This window comes from Paraburkholderia sp. XV (genome assembly GCF_020177535.1).
Taxonomy (GTDB): domain Bacteria; phylum Pseudomonadota; class Gammaproteobacteria; order Burkholderiales; family Burkholderiaceae; genus Paraburkholderia; species Paraburkholderia caribensis.
In genome coordinates this window covers 87,883-108,818 of record NZ_JAGUUD010000014.1, presented here as the reverse complement: position 1 = coordinate 108,818, position 20,936 = coordinate 87,883, and the positions used below count along the sequence as shown (strand labels likewise).

Annotated in this window: 20 protein-coding genes; 2 read left to right on the top strand and 18 right to left on the bottom strand. The window is 63.0% G+C overall.

Annotated features, from left to right (window positions below):
- Positions 1 to 129 precede the first annotated feature (129 nt).
- The 3 genes from KFO72_RS10685 to ppsA all read right to left on the bottom strand — a co-directional run bounded on the left by KFO72_RS10685 (position 130) and on the right by ppsA (position 4,098).
- On the bottom strand, positions 130 to 1,056 hold the full coding sequence (locus KFO72_RS10685) for an SPFH domain-containing protein (protein WP_054934483.1): 927 nt from the start codon (positions 1,054 to 1,056) through the stop codon (positions 130 to 132).
- Between the two features lie 67 nt (positions 1,057 to 1,123).
- Entirely contained in the window at positions 1,124 to 1,576 is a 453-nt protein-coding gene (locus tag KFO72_RS10680; RefSeq protein ID WP_225032003.1) for an NfeD family protein, read from the bottom strand.
- A gap of 119 nt (positions 1,577 to 1,695) precedes the next feature.
- Positions 1,696 to 4,098, bottom strand: coding sequence for a phosphoenolpyruvate synthase (ppsA, locus tag KFO72_RS10675; protein WP_062915258.1), 2,403 nt, complete (start codon positions 4,096 to 4,098; stop codon positions 1,696 to 1,698).
- 12 nt (positions 4,099 to 4,110) lie between these two features.
- On the opposite strand from ppsA, the gene KFO72_RS10670 reads away from it, so the two are divergent.
- Together KFO72_RS10670 and KFO72_RS10665 are read left to right on the top strand one after the other, a co-directional pair.
- Positions 4,111 to 4,611, top strand: coding sequence for a hypothetical protein (locus tag KFO72_RS10670; protein WP_156516589.1), 501 nt, complete (start codon positions 4,111 to 4,113; stop codon positions 4,609 to 4,611).
- Between the two features lie 22 nt (positions 4,612 to 4,633).
- Positions 4,634 to 5,449: a pyruvate, water dikinase regulatory protein gene (locus KFO72_RS10665; RefSeq protein WP_060601265.1), complete on the top strand. Its 816-nt coding sequence runs from the start codon at positions 4,634 to 4,636 to the stop codon at positions 5,447 to 5,449.
- Between the two features lie 28 nt (positions 5,450 to 5,477).
- On the opposite strand, the gene KFO72_RS10660 is transcribed toward KFO72_RS10665, so the two are convergent.
- The 15 genes from KFO72_RS10660 to tsf all read right to left on the bottom strand — a co-directional run bounded on the left by KFO72_RS10660 (position 5,478) and on the right by tsf (position 20,772).
- Positions 5,478 to 6,263: a TrmH family RNA methyltransferase gene (locus KFO72_RS10660; RefSeq protein ID WP_054934484.1), complete on the bottom strand. Its 786-nt coding sequence runs from the start codon at positions 6,261 to 6,263 to the stop codon at positions 5,478 to 5,480.
- 69 nt (positions 6,264 to 6,332) lie between these two features.
- Positions 6,333 to 7,082: a ribonuclease HII gene (gene rnhB / locus KFO72_RS10655; protein WP_107200943.1), complete on the bottom strand. Its 750-nt coding sequence runs from the start codon at positions 7,080 to 7,082 to the stop codon at positions 6,333 to 6,335.
- Positions 7,079 to 8,248: a lipid-A-disaccharide synthase gene (lpxB, locus tag KFO72_RS10650; protein WP_054934480.1), complete on the bottom strand. Its 1,170-nt coding sequence runs from the start codon at positions 8,246 to 8,248 to the stop codon at positions 7,079 to 7,081. Before lpxB ends, rnhB begins: the two co-directional genes overlap by 4 nt.
- Before the next feature lie 3 nt (positions 8,249 to 8,251).
- Positions 8,252 to 9,040, bottom strand: a complete 789-nt coding sequence (lpxA, locus tag KFO72_RS10645) for an acyl-ACP--UDP-N-acetylglucosamine O-acyltransferase (RefSeq protein WP_054934479.1) — start codon at positions 9,038 to 9,040, stop codon at positions 8,252 to 8,254.
- Between the two features lie 172 nt (positions 9,041 to 9,212).
- On the bottom strand, positions 9,213 to 9,674 hold the full coding sequence (gene fabZ / locus KFO72_RS10640) for a 3-hydroxyacyl-ACP dehydratase FabZ (protein ID WP_035990836.1): 462 nt from the start codon (positions 9,672 to 9,674) through the stop codon (positions 9,213 to 9,215).
- A 169-nt stretch (positions 9,675 to 9,843) separates the two neighbouring features.
- A complete protein-coding gene (gene lpxD / locus KFO72_RS10635; protein WP_060601273.1) occupies positions 9,844 to 10,920 on the bottom strand; it encodes a UDP-3-O-(3-hydroxymyristoyl)glucosamine N-acyltransferase in 1,077 nt (358 codons plus the stop codon).
- A gap of 111 nt (positions 10,921 to 11,031) precedes the next feature.
- Positions 11,032 to 11,568 (bottom strand): OmpH family outer membrane protein, encoded by a 537-nt coding sequence (locus KFO72_RS10630; RefSeq protein WP_176052539.1) that lies wholly within the window; start codon positions 11,566 to 11,568, stop codon positions 11,032 to 11,034.
- A gap of 41 nt (positions 11,569 to 11,609) precedes the next feature.
- Positions 11,610 to 13,922, bottom strand: coding sequence for an outer membrane protein assembly factor BamA (bamA, locus tag KFO72_RS10625; RefSeq protein WP_225032002.1), 2,313 nt, complete (start codon positions 13,920 to 13,922; stop codon positions 11,610 to 11,612).
- A gap of 65 nt (positions 13,923 to 13,987) precedes the next feature.
- On the bottom strand, positions 13,988 to 15,376 hold the full coding sequence (rseP, locus tag KFO72_RS10620; protein ID WP_060602707.1) for an RIP metalloprotease RseP: 1,389 nt from the start codon (positions 15,374 to 15,376) through the stop codon (positions 13,988 to 13,990).
- Between the two features lie 7 nt (positions 15,377 to 15,383).
- The gene (locus KFO72_RS10615) at positions 15,384 to 16,589 is read right to left on the bottom strand and encodes a 1-deoxy-D-xylulose-5-phosphate reductoisomerase (protein WP_054934476.1); all 1,206 of its coding nucleotides are present in this window, start codon (positions 16,587 to 16,589) and stop codon (positions 15,384 to 15,386) included.
- A 21-nt stretch (positions 16,590 to 16,610) separates the two neighbouring features.
- The gene (locus KFO72_RS10610; protein WP_225032001.1) at positions 16,611 to 17,432 is read right to left on the bottom strand and encodes a phosphatidate cytidylyltransferase; all 822 of its coding nucleotides are present in this window, start codon (positions 17,430 to 17,432) and stop codon (positions 16,611 to 16,613) included.
- The gene (uppS, locus tag KFO72_RS10605) at positions 17,426 to 18,208 is read right to left on the bottom strand and encodes a polyprenyl diphosphate synthase (RefSeq protein WP_054934474.1); all 783 of its coding nucleotides are present in this window, start codon (positions 18,206 to 18,208) and stop codon (positions 17,426 to 17,428) included. The genes KFO72_RS10610 and uppS overlap by 7 nt, the downstream gene beginning before the upstream one ends.
- A 73-nt stretch (positions 18,209 to 18,281) precedes the next feature.
- Complete coding sequence (gene frr, locus KFO72_RS10600; protein WP_054934473.1) at positions 18,282 to 18,842, bottom strand: ribosome recycling factor; 561 nt, start codon at positions 18,840 to 18,842, stop codon at positions 18,282 to 18,284.
- A gap of 94 nt (positions 18,843 to 18,936) precedes the next feature.
- A complete protein-coding gene (pyrH, locus tag KFO72_RS10595; protein WP_012400732.1) occupies positions 18,937 to 19,650 on the bottom strand; it encodes a UMP kinase in 714 nt (237 codons plus the stop codon).
- 240 nt (positions 19,651 to 19,890) lie between these two features.
- A complete protein-coding gene (gene tsf, locus KFO72_RS10590; RefSeq protein WP_054934477.1) occupies positions 19,891 to 20,772 on the bottom strand; it encodes a translation elongation factor Ts in 882 nt (293 codons plus the stop codon).
- Positions 20,773 to 20,936: the final 164 nt, after the last annotated feature.

The window sequence follows — 20,936 nt, the reverse complement described above, 5'->3', positions numbered from 1 at the left end:
AAAGAAAAGTAGGTGCCGCCCCGCACAGGGGCGACGCCTGAAGCACGCTAACAATTCGCGGATGCCAGCGAAAACACAATTCGCGGATGCCAGCGCGCCCCCCCAGCCTCGCCGACACAAAAACCCTAATCACCCGGCACTCTTCGCCTGCTTCACGATCGTCAACGCCGACGCAATCATCGACCCCATATCCGCCATATTCCCCGGCACGATCAACGTATTCCCGGCCTTCGCCAGATTCGCAAAAGCACCCACATACTGCTCAGCGACCTTGAGATTCACCGCCTCCATCCCGCCTGTAGACTGAATCGCCGCCGCAATTTTTTGGATTGCCTGAGAATTAGCCTCGGCGACCGCCAAAATCGCCGCCGCCTGGCCCTGCGCCTGGTTAATCGCCGCCTGCCGTTCGCCCTCCGACTTCTGGATCGCCGCCTCACGCCCGCCCGACGCGATATTGATCTGCTCCTGCTTGCGCCCTTCCGATGCCGCGATCAGCGCGCGCTTCTCGCGCTCCGCCGTGATCTGCGCCTGCATCGCGTGGAGAATCTCCTTAGGCGGCGTCAGATCCTTGATCTCGTAACGCAACACCTTCACGCCCCAGTTCGACGCCGCTTCGTCGAGCGCCGACACGATCGAATGATTGATGAAGTCGCGCTCCTCGAACGTCTTGTCGAGTTCGAGCTTGCCGATCACCGAGCGCAACGTCGTCTGCGACAGCTGCGTGATCGCGAACACGAAGTTGCTCGACCCGTATGACGCCTTCATCGGATCGGTAACCTGAAAGTACAGCACGCCGTCCACCTGCAACTGCGTGTTGTCGCGCGTGATGCAGACCTGGCTCGGCACGTCGAGCGGAATTTCCTTGAGCACATGCTTGTACGCAATCCGGTCGATGAACGGCACCACGAAACTCAAGCCCGGCGTGAGCGTCGCGTGATAGCGCCCGAGGCGCTCCATCACCCACGCGTGCTGCTGCGGCACGATCTTGATCGTCTGCGCAGCGACCACGATCACGACAATCAGCAACACCAGTCCGACGATACTCGACGATTCCATTCCTGCACCCCCATCTGCTTTTGAATTGTTGTGCGCGTTCAGTTGCGCCTGCACTGCATCTGACGGCTCAGGCCCTCGCCGGCGCACGCTTGCTCGCGACAACGACGAAACAGTTGCCTCGCAATGCAGTGATTTCATAGAGACTGGCGTCTTCCGGCTCGCCGGGCGCGAGTTCGACATCCCATGACGCGCCACGATACCTGGTGCGCGCGTGTCCATCGTGCCACGCGCGCACGGTCAGCGTCGAGCCGATATCGAGGTTCACGTCGGGATTGCGCGCGGCTTCGGCGCGCGCTTTCGTTTTCCGTCCGAAGCGCGACTTGCGCAGCAACAGCATCGCGGCAAGCGCCACGGCAGCCGCAATGCACAGTTGCAGCGGCAGATCAGCCCCTGCGAGACGCGCCAACGCCGCCGCAATAAAGCCGAGCGCCACCATCAGCAGATAGAACGTGCCGTGCATCAGTTCGAGCACGATCAGCACGCCTGCGCCGATCCACCAGAACAGTCCACTTTGGAACACTCGCGCCTCCACAAAGCAAAACACCCCGGATCTACCGGGGTGTTTATAGCATGAAGCGCCAGCGTTTTATCGTTCGTAGCAGCACCTTTTACGCGCCGCTACAAATCGATGCGCAATGCTTACTTCGTCACTTTTGCCAGCGCCTGCCACGTATCGATGATCGTGTCCGGGTTCAGCGAGATAGACGCAATGCCTTCCTGCGTCAGCCACTCGGCGAAGTCCGGATGATCCGACGGGCCCTGGCCGCAAATGCCGACGTACTTGTCCAGACGCAGGCAGGTTTCGATCGCGCGCTTGAGCAGGAACTTGATGGCGGGATCGCGCTCGTCGAAGTCCGCTGCCAGCAATTCCATGCCGGAGTCGCGGTCGAGGCCGAGCGTCAACTGCGTCAGATCGTTCGAACCGATCGAGAAGCCGTCGAAGTACTGCAGGAACTCTTCCGCGAGGATCGCGTTCGACGGCACTTCGCACATCATGATCAGGCGCAGACCGTTCTCGCCGCGCTTGAGGCCGTACTTCGCCAGCAGCCCGACCACGCGCTCCGCCTGCTTCAGCGTACGCACGAACGGCACCATGATCTCGACGTTGTCGAGGCCCATCTCTTCACGCACGCGCTTGAGCGCGATGCACTCCATTTCGAACGCCTGCGCAAAGTCTTCCGCGATGTAACGCGACGCGCCGCGGAAGCCCAGCATCGGGTTTTCCTCGTCCGGCTCGTAGCGCGAACCACCGATCAGCTTCTTGTACTCGTTCGACTTGAAGTCCGACAGACGCACGATCACGGGCTTCGGATAGAACGCAGCGCCGATCGTCGCGATGCCTTCCGTCAGCTTGTCGACATAGAACGCACGCGGCGATGCGTGACCGCGCGCGACGCTTTCGACGGCCTTCTTCAGGTCCTGATCGATGTTCGGGTACTCGAGAATCGCCTTCGGGTGAACGCCGATGTTGTTGTTGATGATGAATTCGAGGCGAGCAAGACCGACGCCCTTGTTCGGCAGTTGCGCGAAGTCGAATGCGAGCTGCGGATTGCCCACGTTCATCATGATCTTGACGGGAATGTCCGGCAGTTCGCCACGCTGGATTTCCGTCACTTCCGTTTCGAGCAGACCGTCGTAGATCTTGCCTTCGTCGCCTTCCGCACACGAAACGGTCACCAGCGCGCCGTCCTTCAGCACGTCCGATGCATCCCCGCAACCCACCACGGCGGGCACACCCAGTTCACGCGCGATGATCGCCGCGTGGCAGGTACGGCCGCCACGGTTCGTGACGATCGCGGCTGCGCGCTTCATCACGGGTTCCCAGTTCGGGTCGGTCATGTCCGCGACCAGCACGTCGCCCGGCTGCACGCGCTCCATTTCCGAAGGATCGTGAATCACGCGCACGGGGCCCGCGCCGATCTTCTGGCCGATTGCCCGGCCCGTCGCCAGCACCTGCGACTGGCCCTTCAGCTTGAAGCGCTGCTCAGCCTTGTTGCCGCCCTGGCTCTTCACCGTTTCGGGGCGCGCCTGCAGAATGAAAATCTTGCCGTCGCGACCGTCCTTGCCCCACTCGATGTCCATCGGACGCTGGTAGTGCTTTTCGATGATGACCGCGTACTTCGCCAGTTCGATCACGTCTTCGTCAGTGATCGAGAAGCGGTTGCGCTGCTCGTGCGGCACGTCGACTGTCTTCACGCGGCCTTCTTCGCCCGCCTTCGTGAACTCCATCTTGATGAGCTTCGAACCGATCGAGCGGCGGATGATCGGGTACTTGTTCTGTGCGAGCGTGGTCTTGAAGACGTAGAACTCGTCCGGATTCACCGCGCCTTGCACGACGGTTTCGCCGAGGCCGTAGCTCGACGTAATGAACACGGCGTCCTTGAAGCCCGATTCCGTGTCCAGCGTGAACATCACGCCCGCTGCGCCGACGTCCGAGCGCACCATGCGCTGCACGCCCGCCGACAACGCGACTTCAGCATGCGTGAAGCCCTTGTGGACGCGATAGGAGATGGCGCGGTCGTTGTAGAGCGACGCGAACACGTGCTTCATGCGATCGAGCACGTCTTCGATGCCGACCACGTTCAGGTAGCTTTCCTGCTGACCGGCGAACGATGCGTCCGGCAGGTCTTCCGCCGTCGCTGACGAACGGACCGCGAACGACAGTTCCTCAGGCGAGCTCTTTTGCAGCGTGTCGAAGCCTGCGCGGATTTCCTGTTCGAGACGCGCCTGCAGCGGGGCGTCGACGATCCATTGACGGATCTCCTTACCCGCAGCGGCGAGTGCCTTCACGTCGTCGACGTCGAGCGTCTCGAGACGTTGGGCGATACGTTCGGTCAGGTTGTTGTGATGCAGAAAGTCGCGGAATGCGAGCGCCGTTGTCGCGAAACCCGTCGGCACGCGCACACCCGCTTCGGCGAGCTGACTGATCATCTCGCCGAGCGAAGCATTCTTGCCGCCGACGATTTCCACGTCGGTCATTCGCAACTGCTCGAATGGAACTACATACGCCTGATCCTTAGCAACGTTAACTGCGTTAGTCATACAAGCCCCTAAGTGGAAAAAATGCTCGATTGCGCAAGTGGGCTCGAACACGAGGCGCCCATTGGGAGCGTGACTCGTGCCTTGCGCAACCTGTTGGAGAAGCAATCGCGGAAGGCTTCAGGCGCGGCACGAAGCCCGACGAAGCAGAAGATTGAACGAATTTGCAGCGTTGCCGTGCAACTTACGAACAAATCACGACGCAATCAAAGAGCGATAACAGATAGTTACACGCGATTTGGCTGCAATTGCTTATCCAACAGGTTGCCGCTATTCTACCGTGCCGACTCTCAAAATGTGACAGTCGGACGAGAAATGCGCCTCGAACGGCGCGCGCGGCTTGCCGACGGGGTTTGCGTGACAGCCCGCGGCGTCAACCTGGCCGCGCGTGGGGCTGTTTGCCCGTTCGGGCGCACGCTGCGCCGCGTGTCGTCTGGTGTTGCGCCGCTGCCGTTTTCCGGCCAGCCACCGGGCAGCGCGCGCCACGCGGCAATGTCTGATTCGAGCGGATTTTGACGCTCATGTTCCCTGCCCACTGATGCCGCCCACCGTATTCATCGTCTCCGACGGTACCGGGATCACTGCCGAAACCTTCGCGCATTCGATCCTCTCCCAGTTCGACCAGAAATTCCGTCTGGTCCGTGTGCCCTTCGTCGATTCGACGGAAAAAGCCTACGCCACGCTCGAAAAAATCAACGAAGCCGCGCATCACGAAGGCCGCCGCCCAATCGTCTTCACGACCCTCGTGGACAGCGCGTCGAACCAGATCGTGAAGGATTCGAACGCGCTCGTGCTGGACATGTTCCAGACCTTTGTCGAGCCGCTCGAACAGGAACTGGAACTGAAGTCGAGCCACGCCATGGGCCGCGGCCACCAGAACGCCGACACCGAGGAATACAAGAACCGCATCGAGGCGATCAACTTCTCGCTTGCGCACGACGACGGCCAGTCCAATCGCAATCTGGAAGAAGCCGACGTGATCCTCGTCGGCGTGTCGCGCAGCGGCAAGACGCCGACCAGCCTCTACCTGGCGATGCAATACGGCGTGAAAGCGGCAAACTATCCGCTGATCCCCGAAGACTTCGAGCGCGGCAAGCTGCCCACGCCGCTGCTCGCGCATCGCACGAAGATGTTCGGCTTGTCGATCGATCCGCAGCGGCTTTCGGAAATCCGCAACGAGCGGCGTCCCGGCAGCAAATATGCGGCGCTCGAAAACTGCCGCTACGAGATCAACGAAGCCGAGACGATGATGCGCCGCGAAGGGATCAAGTGGCTCTCGTCGACGCACAAGTCGATCGAGGAAATCGCGACGACCATCCTGCAGGAAATCAGGCTGGACCGGTCGTCGTATTGATGGCGCGAGTCGATTTCGATAAGTGAATTCAGCCGGCAGCGCGCTGCTGCCGGCACTGCTCGAAAAGACACACGGCGGCGGCCGCCGCCACATTGAGCGACTCCATCCCGCCGGGCTGCGGAATCGTCACGCGGTATGTCACCGCGTCGCGCCATGGCTGCGAGACGCCCGCCCCTTCATTGCCGAACACCCACGCGACAGGCCCCGACAGATCGGTGTCGTAGATTGCCTGCGCGCCGTGCGAATCCGTGATCGCGACGGGCACGTCTAGCCGTTCGATCAACGTCTGCGGCTCGATGTCCTCGTGAATCTGCAGCAGAAAATGCGCGCCCATCCCCGAGCGAAGCACCTTCGACGACCACGCGTACGCGGTGCCCGGCGCGCAGAACACATGACCGATGCCCGCTGCCGCAGCGCTGCGCAGAATCGATCCGACATTGCCTGCGTCCTGCACGCCGTCTAGCACGACGCAGCCCTGCGTCACGCGCCCGGGCAGCGGCAGGTCGAGCTTCTCGACGAGCAGTAACAGGCCGACGCCGTTGACGACGTTCGACAGTTGTCCAAACAGCGCGTCGGGCAGCGTGACGATGCGCCGTTCCTCGATCCGCGCGACCAGCGCCTGCGCCTCGTCGTGGCGCAGCGCGCCTTCCGTGACGACGCACATTTCCGGCTGGCCCGCGACGTCGAGATACGCGCCCGCCAGGTGAAACCCTTCGAGCAGCGCATGGCCGCTCTTGCGCTGTTGATGCGTCGAGCCGGCCAATGCCTTCAGACGCTTGTAGAGCGGATTGTCCCGCGAGGTGATGGCTTTCACAGGCAGCACGAAAAGAATAGCGGTGAAAAGAAAAGCGCCCGCAGGCGCTTGATCGTGTTTTGCGTGGCGTCAGAACGGCGCGCTGTCGTCGGCGAGGAATGCTGTGTCGGCGGCTGCGGGCGGCATGACGATCGCCCCTTCCTGCAAACCAATGGCGGTGCCGAGCCGCACATGCGCTTCACGCACGGGCGCGAACGAGCGCCGGTGATGCTCGCACGGACCATGCTCGCGCAGCGCCGTCAGATGCTGCGGCGTGCCGTAGCCGGCGTGTGCATCGAAGCCATATACCGGGAACATCTGATGCAGTTCGAGCAGCATCCGGTCGCGCGTGACTTTCGCGAGAATCGACGCGGCCGAAATGCACGGCACCAGCGCGTCGCCGCTGATGATCGCCTCGCTGCGAATGCTCAGCGTCGGACAACGGTTGCCGTCGATCTTCGCCAGCGTCGGCGTGACCTTTAGCCCTTCGACTGCGCGCTTCATCGCGAGCATGGTTGCGTGCAGGATGTTCAGCGAATCGATTTCTTCCACGGAAGCCGACGCGACGCAATACGCAAGCGAACGCTCGATGATCTTCTCGTAGAGTTCGTCGCGCTTTTTCGCCGTCAGCGCCTTGGAATCGTCGAGGCCGCGAATGCGCGGCTTCGACGGATCGAGGATCACGGCGGCAGCAACCACGGGTCCGGCCAGCGGACCGCGCCCCGCTTCGTCGACGCCGCAAATGACGTCTTCCGGCGACGAAAAATCGAGGCCGCCCTGGTCCGCTTTGTTCGCCGACGCTTTGCGGCGCGGCGCAGCCCCGCCCGTCGCGCGGGTCATGGACGCCCCCGGCGCGCTTCGATGACGGCGACGACCGCTTCCGCAGCCCGCTGCGCGGTGTTTTGCCTGAGCACGTGATGCATCTCGGTGAAAATTTCCGTCAGCGTGCGCCGGTTTGCGTCGTCGCGCAACTGGGTCAGCGTGGCATCCGCCAGCGCTTCGGGCGTCGCGAAGTGCTGCAGGATTTCCGGCACGACGAAACGGCCGGCCAGAATATTCGGCAAGCCGACGTACGGCAGATAACCCTGCCGGCGCATGATCTGCCCCGTGAGCCAGGGCACCTTGTACGAGATCACCATCGGCTTTTTCAGCAGCGCCGCTTCCAGCGTGACCGTGCCGCTTTTCACGAGAATCGCGTCGGCGGCCGTCATGGCGATCTGCGCGTTGCCGTCCGTCAGCGTCAACGGCAGCTTCGGATGCGCTTCGACGAGCGGCTTGAGCAGTTCGCGCAGCGCCGGCGTCGCGGCCGGCATGACGAAACGCACGCCCGGCTCGCGCTGCAACATCAGTTCCATCGCGTCGAAGAACGTCGGGCCGATCAGTGAGATTTCCGAGCGCCGGCTGCCCGGCAGCACGGCGATCACCGGGCCGCTTTCGGGCAGCCCGAGCACGCGGCGCGCGCCTGCCGTGTCTGGTTCGAGCGGGATCTCGTCAGCGAGCGGATGACCGACATAGGTCGCCTTCACGCCCGATTTCTCGAGCAGCGCCTTTTCGAACGGGAACACGCACAGCATGTGATCGACGGCCTTGACGATCTTCTTGATGCGGCCGCCGCGCCACGCCCAGATGGATGGGCAGACGAAGTGAATGGTCGGTATGCCCGCGTCGCGCAACGGATGCTCGAGGCCGAAGTTGAAGTCGGGCGCATCGACGCCGATAAAGGCGGACGGCGGCTCGGCCAGCAACTGGCGCTTCAGTTCGTTGCGAATGCCGAGAATCTCGGGAATGTGCTTCAGCGCTTCGACGTAGCCGCGCACCGACAGCTTTTCCATCGGAAAATGCGCGTCGAAGCCCTTCGCGATCATGCGCGGGCCGCCAATGCCGAAGTACTGTGTGGTGTCGGGCAGACGGGCGGCGAGCCCGTCCAGCAACGAAGCCGCCAGCAGATCGCCCGACGGCTCGCCGGCCACCATTGCGAGCCGCAGCGGACTGGTAGGCAACGGCATCGGTTAGCGGATGATGCCGCGCTGCGACTGCTCGACGAATTCGACGAGCGCGCGCACCGGCTCGTCGCCGTCGCCGCCCGCCGCTGCGAGTTCGCGCAACTGCACTTTTGCCTCTTCGAGCGACAGACCGTTCTTGTACAGCAGACGGTAGGCCGAGCGCAGTGCCGAAATCGCATCCGGTGAAAAGCCGCGACGGCGCAGCCCTTCGACGTTGATGCCGTGCGGCTCCGCCTTGTTGCCCGCCGCGATCACGAACGGCGGAATGTCCTGCACGAGCGCCGACGCGCCACCGAGCATGGAATGCGCGCCGATCCGCACGAACTGATGCACGCCCGACATGCCGCCGACGATCGCGTGATCGCCGATGATCACGTGACCCGCCATCTGCGCGTTGCTCGACAGGATCACGTTGCTGCCGATCTGGCAGTCGTGGCCGATATGCACGTAGGCCATGATCCAATTGTCGTCGCCGAGCGACGTGACGCCCTTGTCCTGCACGGTGCCCGTGTGGATCGTGGTGAACTCGCGGATCGTGTTGCGATTGCCGATCACGAGCCGCGTCGGCTCGTCCCTGTACTTCATGTCCTGCGGACGCCCGCCGACCGATGCGTAGTGACCGATCCGGTTGTCTTCGCCGATCGTCGTGTGACCTTCGATCACGCTGTGCGAACCGATGGTCGTACGTGCGCCGATCGTGACGTGCGCGCCGACAATGGCGTACGGTCCGATTTCGACCGATTCGTCGAGCTGCGCGCCCGACTCGATGATCGCAGTAGGATGAATCCTGCTCATGCGCCCTCGCTAGTATTTCCGCGTATCAGTTACATACCGCCGATGACGCTGCGGCGTCATCCGACGCGTTGAAGCGGTCACGATGCAACCCGTTTTGTGACCGCTCAAGGTTTCGATGGTTCTGCCTCGCGCGTGCCCGGACACGCCGCTCACGGCTGCCCGGCCGCCGGCATCACTCGCTGTCCGTCTGGCGCACCGCGCACATCAGGTCGGCTTCGGCAGCCACCTGGCCGTCCACTTCCGCGCGCGCCTTGAACTTCCAGATGCCGCGCATATGGCGCTCGAACGTGACGTTCAGGATCAACTGGTCGCCCGGCTCGACGACCCGCTTGAAGCGCGCATTGTCGATGCCGACGAACAGATACAGCGTGTTGTCGGGATCGTGCGGCTCTTCCGCGAAGGTCAGGAGCGCTGCCGTCTGCGCGAGCGCTTCCAGAATCAGCACGCCAGGCATAACCGGGCGCTTCGGGAAGTGACCCATGAAGTACGGTTCGTTGATCGACACATTCTTCAGCGCTTTGATGCTCTTGTGCGGCTCGAGTTCGAGCACCCGATCGACCAGCAGGATCGGATAGCGGTGCGGCAGCAGCGTGAGAATCTTGTGAATGTCGAGATTGATTTTTTCGGTGCTCATGGTGTTTCTGCTCACGCGGGGGTTGCGCGATGATGACTTCGAATGCTGGGTGCAAGGGCCTGATTGATGACGACGCGCCCTGCCGCCCGTTCCTGTTCCGGCTGCGCGCGATCCGGGGGCCGCGCGCGCCGGCGTTTCCTTCCGGTCGTGCCGATGATGCCGGCGATCCTTACGCCTTGTCTCCGGAGGCGCTGGCGACTGCGGCTTCGAGCGCCTTGATGCGATCGCGCAACTTGTCGAGGTTGCGCATCAACGCGGCACTCCTGTTCCAGTCGGCGTGATCGACGGCCGGGAATGCGCTCGTGTACATGCCGGGCTTCAGAAGCGACTTCGATACACCCGACTTTGCCGTGACGATCACGTAGTCGGCCAGGGTGACGTGGCCGGCAATGCCGACCGCGCCGCCGATCATGCAGTGGCGGCCGATTGTGGTGCTGCCCGCAATGCCCGCGCAACCGGCAATCACCGTGTAGGCGCCGATCTTGCAGTTATGGCCGATCTGCACGAGGTTGTCGATCTTCACGCATTCTTCGATGACAGTATCGGCCATCGCGCCGCGGTCGATCGTGGTATTTGCGCCGATTTCGACGTCCGGTCCGATCGACACGCCGCCAACCTGCGGGATCTTGACCCAGCTGCCCGTACGCGCATCGCCTTCGCCGACGAAGTCCGGCGCGAAGCCGAAGCCGTCCGAGCCGATCACGGCGCCCGCGTGAATGATTACGCGCTCGCCGATCTTGCAGCCGTGGTACACGGCGACGTTCGGATACAGATGCGAGCCCGCCGCGATCTGCGTGCCACGACCGACGAATACGTTCGCGTCGAGGCGCACCTTCTCGCCGATCGACGCGCCCGCTTCGACCGTCACGTTCGGGCCGATCACGGCGCTCGCGGCGATCTGCGCCGACGGGTCGATGGTCGCGCTCGGATGCACGCCAGGCTTCGCCTTCGGCGACGCCATGTCGATGAAGGCCTGCGCGAGGCGCGCGAAGTAAGCGTACGGATTCGGCGTGACGATGAAATTACGAGCGTCGCGCGACGTCACCTTCTCCAGATCCGCCGCGTTGATCAGCACCGCGCCCGCGCGCGTCGTCTCGACTTGCGCCAGATACTTCGGGTTGGCGAGAAACGCCAGTTGATCGGGGCCAGCCTGATCGAGCGGCGCCAGATTGCTGACGCGGTGCGCGCGATCGCCGACGATCTCTCCGCCGAACTGCTGGACGATCTCCTCGAGCGTGAATGCCATGCGTGTACTGCTCCTGCTGTTCAGTTGCCCAACTTGCGCGCGTCGTGCACTTCTCGCGCGCGCCAGGGGTTTGGCGCCGGACGGCTGGCGTGGGCGCCGTCCGGCCCGGCTTCAGTTGCCCGATGCGGCCAGCGCCTTCAGCACCTGGTCGGTGATGTCGATACGCGGGCTGACGTAGACGGCCTCCTGCACGATCAGATCGTAGTGTTGCTGCTCGGCGATCTGCTTGATGACCTTGTTCGCGCGATCCAGCACGGCCGCCAGTTCTTCATTGCGGCGCTGGTTCAGGTCTTCGCGGAATTCCCGCTGCTTGCGCTGGAAATCCGTGTCGAGCTGCGACAGGTCGCGCTGTTTTTGCGCGCGGTCGGCCGGCGCCAGCGACGCGCCGTTCTTGTCGAGCGAGTCGGACAGCGACTTCAGACGCTGCGCCATGTCCTGCAGGTCCTTGTCGCGCTTCGCGAACTCCGCTTCGAGCTTGGTCTGCGCCGCTTTCGCCGCCGCCGATTCACGCAGGATGCGATCCGAATTCACCGCGGCGATTCGCGCTTCCTGCGCCAGCGCGGCATTCGCCGCGCCAACGCCGAGCGTCATGGCAAGCACCATTGCACACGCCACACGTTTCGAAAACATACCAGTTAGCAAAGTCATCCTCTCGATGCTGTAAGGGGTTCCAGTTCCGGTGCGCGCAATCAGAACGCCGTACCGATCTGGAACTGGAACTTCTGATACTGGTCGCCCGTATGTTTCTGGAGCGGGAAGCCCAGCGACAGCTTGAGCGGCCCGATCGGCGAAATCCACGCGAGACCGACACCATAACCGTAACGCAAGCCGTTCGAACCGACCGTCGTGTCGCCGCCCTGACGCGCATCGCCCCAGACGTTACCGGCGTCGAGGAAGGTGAACACACGCAGCGTGCGGTCATAGCCCGTGCCCGGCAGCGGGAACGTGAGTTCGATGTTGGAGACGAACATCTTGTTGCCGCCGATCGGGTCGTTCGTGACCTTGTCGCGCGGACCCAGCGAGCTCGGTTCATAACCCCGGACCGAGCCGATACCGCCCGCGTAGTAGTTCTTGAAGATCGGGTACGCGTTGCCGATGCCGTTGCCGTAACCGCCCTGCACGTTGAAGCCGATCACGAAGCCGCGCGAGAACGAGTAATAGTACTGCGCCTGCAAGTCAGCCTTGTAATACTCGGTGCCGCCGATCGGCGTGCCGTATTCGGCATTGGCCTGCGTGAAGTAACCGCGGCTCGGCACCAGCGCGCTGTCACGCGCATCGCGCGACCAGCCGACCGTCAGCGGCACGTTGTTCGACACGCGGCCGAAGTCCTGCACGTAGTTCTTGTAGGCCTGCGGCGTGTTCGCATCGACGTCGAGCGTATTCTGCTCGAAGCCCGCGCCGAAATACACCGTGTCCACTTCCGAGAACGGAATGCCGAACTTCAGGTCGCCACCCATCGTGACGATACGGAAGCTCGAATCCGTCGAGTAGTACAGCGGCTCGTACGTGCGGTAGTAGACGTCGGTGATGCGCTTGATGCCGTCGACCGTGAAATACGGGTCGACCTGCGTGACCGTCAACGTGCGGTACGTCTTCGCGGTGTTCACGTTCACCGAGAGGCTCGTGCCCGAACCGAACACGTTGTCCTGCGACACGCCCGCCGACAGCACCACCTTGTCCGTCGACGAGAAGCCCGCGCCCAGCGTGATCGCGCCCGTCGGCTTTTCGGCGACCTTCACGTCGACGTCCACCTGGTCCGGCGTGCCTTCGACGGGAATCGTCGTCACGTCCACGTCCGTGAAGTAGCCCAGACGGTTGATACGGTCCTTCGACAATGCCAGCCGGTTCGAATCGAACCACGAGCTTTCGAGCTGGCGCATTTCCCGGCGCACGACTTCGTCGCGCGTACGCGTGTTGCCCACCACGTTGATGCGGCGCACGTACACGCGGCGGCTCGGATCGACCTGCAGCGTCAGGTCGACCTTGTGATGCTCCTGGTCGATCTGCGGCAGCGCGTTCACGGTCGCGAACGCGTAGCCGTATTCGCCGAGCTTGTCGACGATCGCCTTGGTCGTGGCCTGCAGTTTTTCAGCAGAGAACTTGTCGCCCGGTTTGATCTTGATCAGCTTGTTCAGCTCGGCTTCGCGGTCGAGCAGATTGCCCGCGAGCTTGATGCTGTTGATCGTGTACGGCTCGCCTTCGTGCAGCGTCACCGTCAGATACATGTCCTTCTTGTCGGGCGTGATCGACACCTGCGTCGACTCGATGTTGAACTCGAGATAGCCGCGATTCAGGTAGTACGAGCGGACGTTCTCGAGGTCGCCCGTGAGCTTTTCTTTCGAATACAGGTCGTTCTTCGTGTACCACGAGAACCAGTTCGGCGTGGACAGCTGCATTTCGTCGCGCAGCGTGCCCGTGCTGAAAGCCTTGTTGCCGATGAAGTTGATCTGGCGGATCTTCGCGCTCGGACCTTCGATCACGGCGAACAGGACCGCAACACGGTTGCGATCGATCGGCGTGATCGTAGTCGTGACTTCAGCTGCGTAGAAACCGCGCGTCAGATACTGGCGCTTCAATTCCTGTTCGGCCTTGTCGACGAGCGCCTTGTCGTAATAGCGGCCCTGGGAGAGGCCAACGGCACGCAGCGCCTTGATCAGGTTGTCCTTCTCGAACTCGTGCAGGCCGGAGAAGTCGATCGTGCCGATGGCGGGACGCTCGAGCACCTGAACCACCACGACGTCGCCTTCTGTGGCGATCTTCACGTCGTTGAAGAAACCCGTCGCATACAGCGCGCGAATGGCTTCGGAAGCCTTTTCGTCGGAAAACGTATCGCCTTGCTTGATGGGAAGATAGGAGAACACCGTGCCGGGTTCTACGCGTTGCAGCCCTTCGATCCGAATGTCTTTCACCACAAAAGGTGTCGTCGCGTGAGCTGCCAGCCCATGCGCGGCGATTGCCGCGGCTACAACCGTCTTTGGAACAAAGCGATGAGGTTTAAACAACGTGCTTCCCCAGTGTGTATAGCTGCATCAGGTCAGGCGGGCGCCATCGTACGCCGCCAGACACTTTAAAAATGGATTAAACGCGCAAGATCGTTGAACAGCGCGATCGCCGACAAGGCGACGATACAAGCCAGTCCCGCTCTTTGAAGAACGAGCTGCCAGCGATCCGATACGGCTTTGCCGGTAACAGCTTCAACCAGATAATATAACAGATGCCCCCCGTCCAATACCGGTATTGGTAAAAGGTTGAGCACGCCGAGGCTTATGCTGACAAGCGCAAGGAACGACAGGAATGCTGACGGACCGAGTCTCGCGCTCTTGCCTGCATAGTCCGCAATGGTCACGGGACCGGACAGATTCTTCAGCGACGCTTCGCCGACGATCATCCTGCCGAACATCCGCACGGAGTACACAGCAAGGTCCCACGTACGATGCGCGCCGAGCCGCACGCTGTCGACGGGACCATAGCGGACGTCGATGGACGGCACCTGGGTGGCGAGCTCGGCGCCGATCCGGCCGATGGGTTGCCCGGTCGTTTCGTCGCGCTGTGCGCCCGGCACGATGGTTAGATTCTGTAATGCACCCGTCTGCTGGTTCTTCGCGCCGCGCTCGATCTGCAGCACGATCGGCTTGCCCGCGTGCGACTTGATGTAGTTGATGAAGGTGGTCGCGTTGTCGGCGGGATGGCCGTCAACAGCGCGAATCCGGTCGCCCGCCTGCAGCCCCGCCTGCAAGGCCGCGCTGCCCGGCTGCACGCCCGCCACCGACAACGTCCCGCCGCCCGGTTCGAAACCGAGGCGCGACATGAAATCGTCATCGACTTCCTTGTCGGAAAGATTCTGCAAGTCGAGCGGGAAGTCGAACGTGCCGTGCGTGTCCTTCGCGGTCAGCACGACGCGTTTGTGGTCGAACGCAGCGCCCAGCAGCTTCCAGCGCAGATCGGACCACGAGCGCACGGGTTCCGATTCGCCCGCATTCGCATCGCGCACGGCCACCACCGTCTCGCCGCCGTCAAAGCCCGCGCGCGCGGCGGCCGTTTCGACAGCGGGCGCCGCGACGATCGCCGCGGGCTCGGTGACGCCCGTCGCGAACACGGCGGCGAACAGCACGACAGCAAGAATGAAGTTGGCGATCGGGCCCGCCGCCACGATTGCAATGCGCTTGCCGACCGACTGACGGTTGAACGCACGCGGTAAATCGGCGGGCTCGATGGGCGCGCCCTCTTCGCGCTCGTCGAGCATCTTGACGTAGCCGCCGAGCGGCAGCGCCGCGATGGTCCACTCGGTTCCCGTCTTCTTGCTGACCCAGCGCGCGAGCGGCTTGCCGAAGCCGATCGAAAAACGCAACACCTTGACGCCGCACAGGCGCGCGATGCTGTAGTGGCCATACTCATGGACGACCACCAGTACGCCAATCGCGACTGCGAAGGCGACCACTTCGATCAGCAGGTTCATAAACGCCTCACTGGACGGCGCGTTCCGTAAGGCGGGCGCCCGCCGGCAGACCGTCGATGAAAGCGTGGGCGGCGCGTCGCGCAGCGGCGTCGGCGTCGACCACATCGGCGAGGCTCGATGCCTCGCGGTTGGGCAATGCGTTCAGCACGGCATCGACGACCTGGGCGATCGCCATGAAGCCGATGCGGCGCGTCAGGAATGCCTCGACGGCGATCTCGTTCGCCGCATTCAGCGCTGCGCTTGCGACGCCGCCCTCGGCCAGCGCCTTCATCGCCAGCGCGAGACACGGGAAGCGCGTGTAATCGGGCTTTTCGAACGACAGTTGAGCGATCTGCGCGAGATCGAGTTGCGCGACGCCGGAATCGACGCGATCCGGGAACGCCAGTGCGTGCGCGATGGGCGTGCGCATGTCCGGGTTGCCCAGTTGCGCGAGCACCGAACCGTCCGCGTACGACACGAGCGAGTGAATCACGCTCTGCGGGTGAATCAGCACCTCGATGCGGTCGCCCGGGAGATTGAACAGCCAATGCGCCTCGATGACTTCGAGGCCCTTGTTCATCATCGTCGCGGAATCGACGGAAATCTTGCGGCCCATCACCCAGTTCGGGTGCTTGCATGCCTCTTCCGGCGTGACGTCGCCGAGGCTGGAGGGCTCGCGCGTGCGGAATGGGCCGCCCGACGCCGTCAGGATGATCTTCGACACGCCGCCATGCAGCGCCGATTCACGCGGCAGGCACTGGAAGATCGCGTTGTGCTCGCTGTCGACGGGCAGCAGGATCGCGCCGTTGTCGCGCACGGCGTCCATGAAGATCGCGCCCGACATCACCAGCGCTTCCTTGTTGGCGAGCAGGATGCGCTTGCCCGCGCGCGCCGCCGCAAGACTCGGCTCGAGGCCCGCCGCGCCGACGATCGCCGCGACCACGGTGTCGCAGCCGTCGCTCTTCGACACATCGACCAAGGCCTGCGTACCGTAAGTCACCTCGGTCTTGCAGCCCGCTGCGCGCAGTTTCGCGGCCACGCTCGCGGCCGTATCGGCGTCGCCGACCACGGCGACTTCGGGCTGAAAGCGCAGGCATTGCTCGACGAGCTTGTCGCCATTGCGGTGCGCCGTCAGCGCATACACCGAGAAGCGCTCAGGATGACGCGCGACGACGTCGAGCGTGCTGTCTCCGATCGAGCCCGTAGAACCGAGCAAACTAATTCGTTTTTGCATATCTCTTTCTCTAGCCGATGGCTACGACAACACGAGCATCGCAAGCGGCAGCACCGGCAACAAAGCGTCGATGCGGTCGAGCACGCCGCCGTGACCCGGCAGCAGATTGCTCGAATCCTTTACGCCGGCCTGGCGCTTGAGCATCGATTCGAACAGATCGCCCACCACGCTGAACACGACCAGCAAGGTCAGCGTAGCGAACGCACGAGCGGTGCCCAGACGGTCGAGCAGCGCGGAAAACAGGGTCGGCGCAAAGGCATGCGTGATGACAGCGAGCGCCGCGACGATCATCACGGCCAGCCACCCGCCGATCGCGCCTTCCCAGGTCTTGCCGGGACTGATCGACGGCGCGAGTTTGTGCTTTCCAAACGCCTTACCCGCAAAGTATGCGCCGATATCGGCCAACCAGACCACCAGCAGCAGGGAAAGCACGAACGGCACGCCCGCCATCCGCGCCGCGACGAGCGCATGCCAGCAGGCGGCGAACACGACCACGCCCGCCAGCAGCAGGAACGGCCGCCATGCGCCCTGCGAGAGCGTCGGCTTGCGCAGCAGCACGAACGGGCCGGCGAATATCCAGAAGATTGATGAAGCCTCGAACAGCGGGCGAGGCGCCGTGACGCCCGTGCCGAGCTTCGTGCTGGCGACCAGCGCCAGCGCGGCGACGATCGCGTAGATGACGGGACCGGCGCCCGGCAGCTTCAGAAGCCGCGCCCATTCCCACGCGGCAAACACGACGACGAACGCGATCAGCGCACCAAAGCCGCCGATCGGCGCCCAAAGCGTGACAGGCAGAAGAATGGCCAGCAGGACGATCGCCGTGATGACACGGGTTTTTAGCATGGAAGCGAATCGACGTTTTGCGATTGCGGCTCGAGCTGCGCGCTCGTGCGTCCGAAGCGCCGCTCGCGCCCCGTGTACGAACCAATGGCGCGGCCGAGCGCGTCGGCGTCGAAATCCGGCCAATAGGTATCGGTGAAGTAGAACTCGGTGTAGGCGAGCTGCCACAGCAGGAAGTTGCTGATGCGCTGCTCGCCGCCCGTGCGGATGAACAGATCCGGCTCGGGCGCGTAGGCCATCGCGAGGTGCTCGGCGAAGGCGTCTTCGTTCACCTCGACGGAACGCCCCGCCGCCACCGACTGCTCGACCAGCTTGCGCGTGGCCTGCATGATGTCCCAGCGGCCGCCGTAGTTCGCGGCGATGGTAAGCGTGAGGCGTGTGTTGCGCGCCGTCTTGGTTTCGGCGCGCGCGATCAGATCCTGGATCTTCTTGTCGAACATCGACAGATCGCCGACCACGCGCAGGCGGATGCCGTTCGCGTGCAGCTTGCCGATCTCTCGCTCTAGCGCGGTCACGAACAGGCGCATCAGAAACGACACTTCGTCGGTCGGACGGCGCCAGTTTTCCGAACTGAATGCGAACAGCGTCAGATATTCGACGCCCTGGCGCGCGCACGCCTCGACGGCTGCGCGCACGGCGTCGACGCCGCGCGTATGGCCCGCCACGCGCGGCAGGCGGCGTTGCGTCGCCCAACGGCCATTGCCGTCCATGATGATCGCGATATGACGCGGTACGGCTGAGACGTCAGGGACGCGAACGGTTGAGCTTGTATAGGTCATGGCCGTCGGGTAAAGCTGCAAAGAAAGAAACGATGATCAGTGAAAGTCTTGAGGTCTGGTATGCGCCAGGTCCTCAAACCGTCATGATCTCGCCTTCCTTGGTCTGTACGAGCTTGTCGATTTCGGCCACGAATTTGTCCGTCAACTTCTGGATGTCTTCGCTACCACGGCGCTCGTCGTCTTCCGAAATTTCCTTGTCCTTCACGAGCTTCTTCAGCGCTTCGTTCGCGTCGCGGCGCAGGTTGCGCACGGCCACCTTGGCCGTTTCGCCTTCGCTCTTGACGACCTTCGTCAGTTCGCGGCGGCGCTCTTCCGTCAGCGCGGGCATCGGTACGCGGATCACGTCGCCTTGCGACGCCGGGTTCAGACCCAGATCCGATTCGCGAATCGCCTTTTCGACGACCGTGATCATCTTCTTTTCCCACGGTTGCACGCCGATCGTGCGCGCGTCGATCAGCGTCAGGTTCGCGACCTGCGAGATCGGCACAGGCGAGCCGTAGTAATCGACCTGGATGTGATCGAGCAGGCCCGTGTGCGCACGGCCCGTGCGGATCTTCGACAGATCGTTCTTGAACGCGTCGATCGAGCGCTGCATCTTTTGCTCAGCGCCTTTCTTGGTGTCAGCCACAGACATGATTAAACCTCCGAACCTTCAAAACGATGCGGGCCCATAAGCGCGCGAGGCGCAGCCTGAGCCCGCGTTCAAGCCCACAGACGTGAAAGAGAGTTTACACGTGGACGAGCGTGCCTTCGTCCTCGCCCTGCACGATGCGCTTGAGCGCGCCCGGCTTGACGATCGAAAACACGCGGATCGGCAGCTTCTGGTCGCGGCACAGCGCGAACGCCGTGGCGTCCATCACTTGCAGATTGCGGCCGATCGCCTCGTCGAAACTGATCGTCGTATAGCGCGTGGCCGACGGGTCTTTTTTCGGGTCGGCCGAGTAGACACCGTCCACCTTGGTCGCCTTCAGCACCACTTCGGCGCCCACTTCCGAGCCGCGCAGCGCAGCTGCCGTGTCGGTCGTGAAGAACGGATTGCCCGTGCCGGCCGCGAAGATCACGACCTTGCCTTCTTCCAGCTGGCGGATCGCGCGGGGGCGGATGTAAGGCTCGACCACCTGGTCCATGCGCAGCGCCGACTGCACGCGCGCCTCGATGCCGGCGTGACGCATTGCGTCCTGCAGCGCCAGCGCGTTCATCATCGTGGCCAGCATGCCCATGTAGTCAGCCGTTGCACGGTCCATGCCCGCCGCGCCGCCCGCGACGCCACGAAAGATATTGCCGCCGCCGATCACCACCGCCAGTTGCGTGCCGAGCCGCACCACCTCGGCCACGTCCGCCACCATTCTTTCGATCGTCGCACGATTGATGCCGAATGCATCGTCGCCCATCAGGGCTTCGCCAGAGAGTTTGAGGAGGACGCGTTTATAGGCAGTGGGCATAGAGATATCCGGGTCGCGCTGAGCAGGGCAAAAAGCCGCCAAACAACAAGAAACTAACTGTAGGGGTGAAATAGGGGTTCGGGCAAGCGCCGCCAAATTGACGCGCCTCAACCCTTTGATCGAGGCCTGCCAACGGGTGGCTGCAACGCCTGTCGCGCGCACAGCCCGGAGGCGCTGCCGGCCGCGGCGAAGTCCAGCTCCGCCGCGGTCAAACGGTACTGCGTGAAACTTAAATAACGCTTATTGTTGCTTTGCAGCAGCGACTTGCGCAGCCACTTCAGCCGCGAAGTCGTCCTGACGCTTCTCGATGCCCTCGCCGACCACGAACAGCGCAAACTTCTGCACGCTCGCGTTCGCTGCCTTCAGCATCTGCTCGATCGTCTGCTTGTCGTTCTTCACGAACGGCTGGTTCAGCAGCGACACTTCCTTCAGGTACTTCTGCACCGAGCCGTCGACCATCTTGGCGACGATCTCAGCCGGCTTGCCCGATTCGGCAGCCTTCTGTTCGGCGATGCTGCGTTCCTTGGCGATGAGGTCAGCGGGAACGTCGTCCGACGACAGCGAAACCGGCTTCATGGCCGCGATGTGCATCGCGACGTCCTTGCCGACCTGCTCGTCCGCGCCCGTGTACTCGACCAGCACGCCGATACGCGTGCCGTGCAGGTACGCAGCCAGCTTGTTCGACGTTTCGAAACGTGCGAAACGGCGGATCGACAGGTTTTCACCGATCTTGCCGACCAGCGCCGAGCGCACTGCGTCGACCGTCGAGCCTTCCAGCGGCAGTGCCGACAGAGCAGCGACGTCAGCCGGGTTTTGCTTGACGATGAGTTCGGCGACCTGCTTCGTGAAGCCGATGAAGTCGTCGTTCTTCGAAACGAAGTCGGTTTCGCAGTTCAGCTCGACGATCGCGCCGACGCCGCCTTCGATGAACGAAGCGATCACGCCTTCAGCCGTGACGCGCGACGCTGCCTTGCTGGCCTTGTTGCCGAGCTTCACGCGCAGCAGTTCTTCCGCACGCGCCATGTCGCCGTCGGCTTCCGTCAGCGCCTTCTTGCATTCCATCATCGGCGCATCGGTCTTCGCGCGCAGTTCTGCCACCATGCTTGCGGTAATTGCCGCCATCATTCGCTCCTTGAGTCTGTCTGTCACACGCCGCCCGCATTCGATGCCGGCGGCAGGATTTCGTTTCCTGCGCAGCGCACATTTTTCGGGCGCCGCCGCGTGCCCGTTGCGGCACGCTCATTCAGATCGTCGCGACTAAAAAAAAGGGGACTATAGAGAGCCCC

Excerpts from the sequence above, each read along its gene's own strand:
- KFO72_RS10685 (WP_054934483.1), bottom strand. The coding sequence starts at position 1,056 with ATGGAATCGTCGAGTATCGTCGGACTGGTGTTGCTGATTGTCGTGATC.
- ppsA (WP_062915258.1), bottom strand. The coding sequence starts at position 4,098 with ATGACTAACGCAGTTAACGTTGCTAAGGATCAGGCGTATGTAGTTCCA.
- KFO72_RS10665 (WP_060601265.1), top strand. The coding sequence starts at position 4,634 with ATGCCGCCCACCGTATTCATCGTCTCCGACGGTACCGGGATCACTGCC.
- rnhB (WP_107200943.1), bottom strand. The coding sequence starts at position 7,082 with ATGACCCGCGCGACGGGCGGGGCTGCGCCGCGCCGCAAAGCGTCGGCG.
- lpxB (WP_054934480.1), bottom strand. The coding sequence starts at position 8,248 with ATGCCGTTGCCTACCAGTCCGCTGCGGCTCGCAATGGTGGCCGGCGAG.
- lpxA (WP_054934479.1), bottom strand. The coding sequence starts at position 9,040 with ATGAGCAGGATTCATCCTACTGCGATCATCGAGTCGGGCGCGCAGCTC.
- fabZ (WP_035990836.1), bottom strand. The coding sequence starts at position 9,674 with ATGAGCACCGAAAAAATCAATCTCGACATTCACAAGATTCTCACGCTG.
- lpxD (WP_060601273.1), bottom strand. The coding sequence starts at position 10,920 with ATGGCATTCACGCTCGAGGAGATCGTCCAGCAGTTCGGCGGAGAGATC.
- KFO72_RS10630 (WP_176052539.1), bottom strand. The coding sequence starts at position 11,568 with ATGACTTTGCTAACTGGTATGTTTTCGAAACGTGTGGCGTGTGCAATG.
- rseP (WP_060602707.1), bottom strand. The coding sequence starts at position 15,376 with ATGAACCTGCTGATCGAAGTGGTCGCCTTCGCAGTCGCGATTGGCGTA.
- KFO72_RS10615 (WP_054934476.1), bottom strand. The coding sequence starts at position 16,589 with ATGCAAAAACGAATTAGTTTGCTCGGTTCTACGGGCTCGATCGGAGAC.
- KFO72_RS10610 (WP_225032001.1), bottom strand. The coding sequence starts at position 17,432 with ATGCTAAAAACCCGTGTCATCACGGCGATCGTCCTGCTGGCCATTCTT.
- uppS (WP_054934474.1), bottom strand. The coding sequence starts at position 18,208 with ATGACCTATACAAGCTCAACCGTTCGCGTCCCTGACGTCTCAGCCGTA.
- frr (WP_054934473.1), bottom strand. The coding sequence starts at position 18,842 with ATGTCTGTGGCTGACACCAAGAAAGGCGCTGAGCAAAAGATGCAGCGC.
- pyrH (WP_012400732.1), bottom strand. The coding sequence starts at position 19,650 with ATGCCCACTGCCTATAAACGCGTCCTCCTCAAACTCTCTGGCGAAGCC.
- tsf (WP_054934477.1), bottom strand. The coding sequence starts at position 20,772 with ATGGCGGCAATTACCGCAAGCATGGTGGCAGAACTGCGCGCGAAGACC.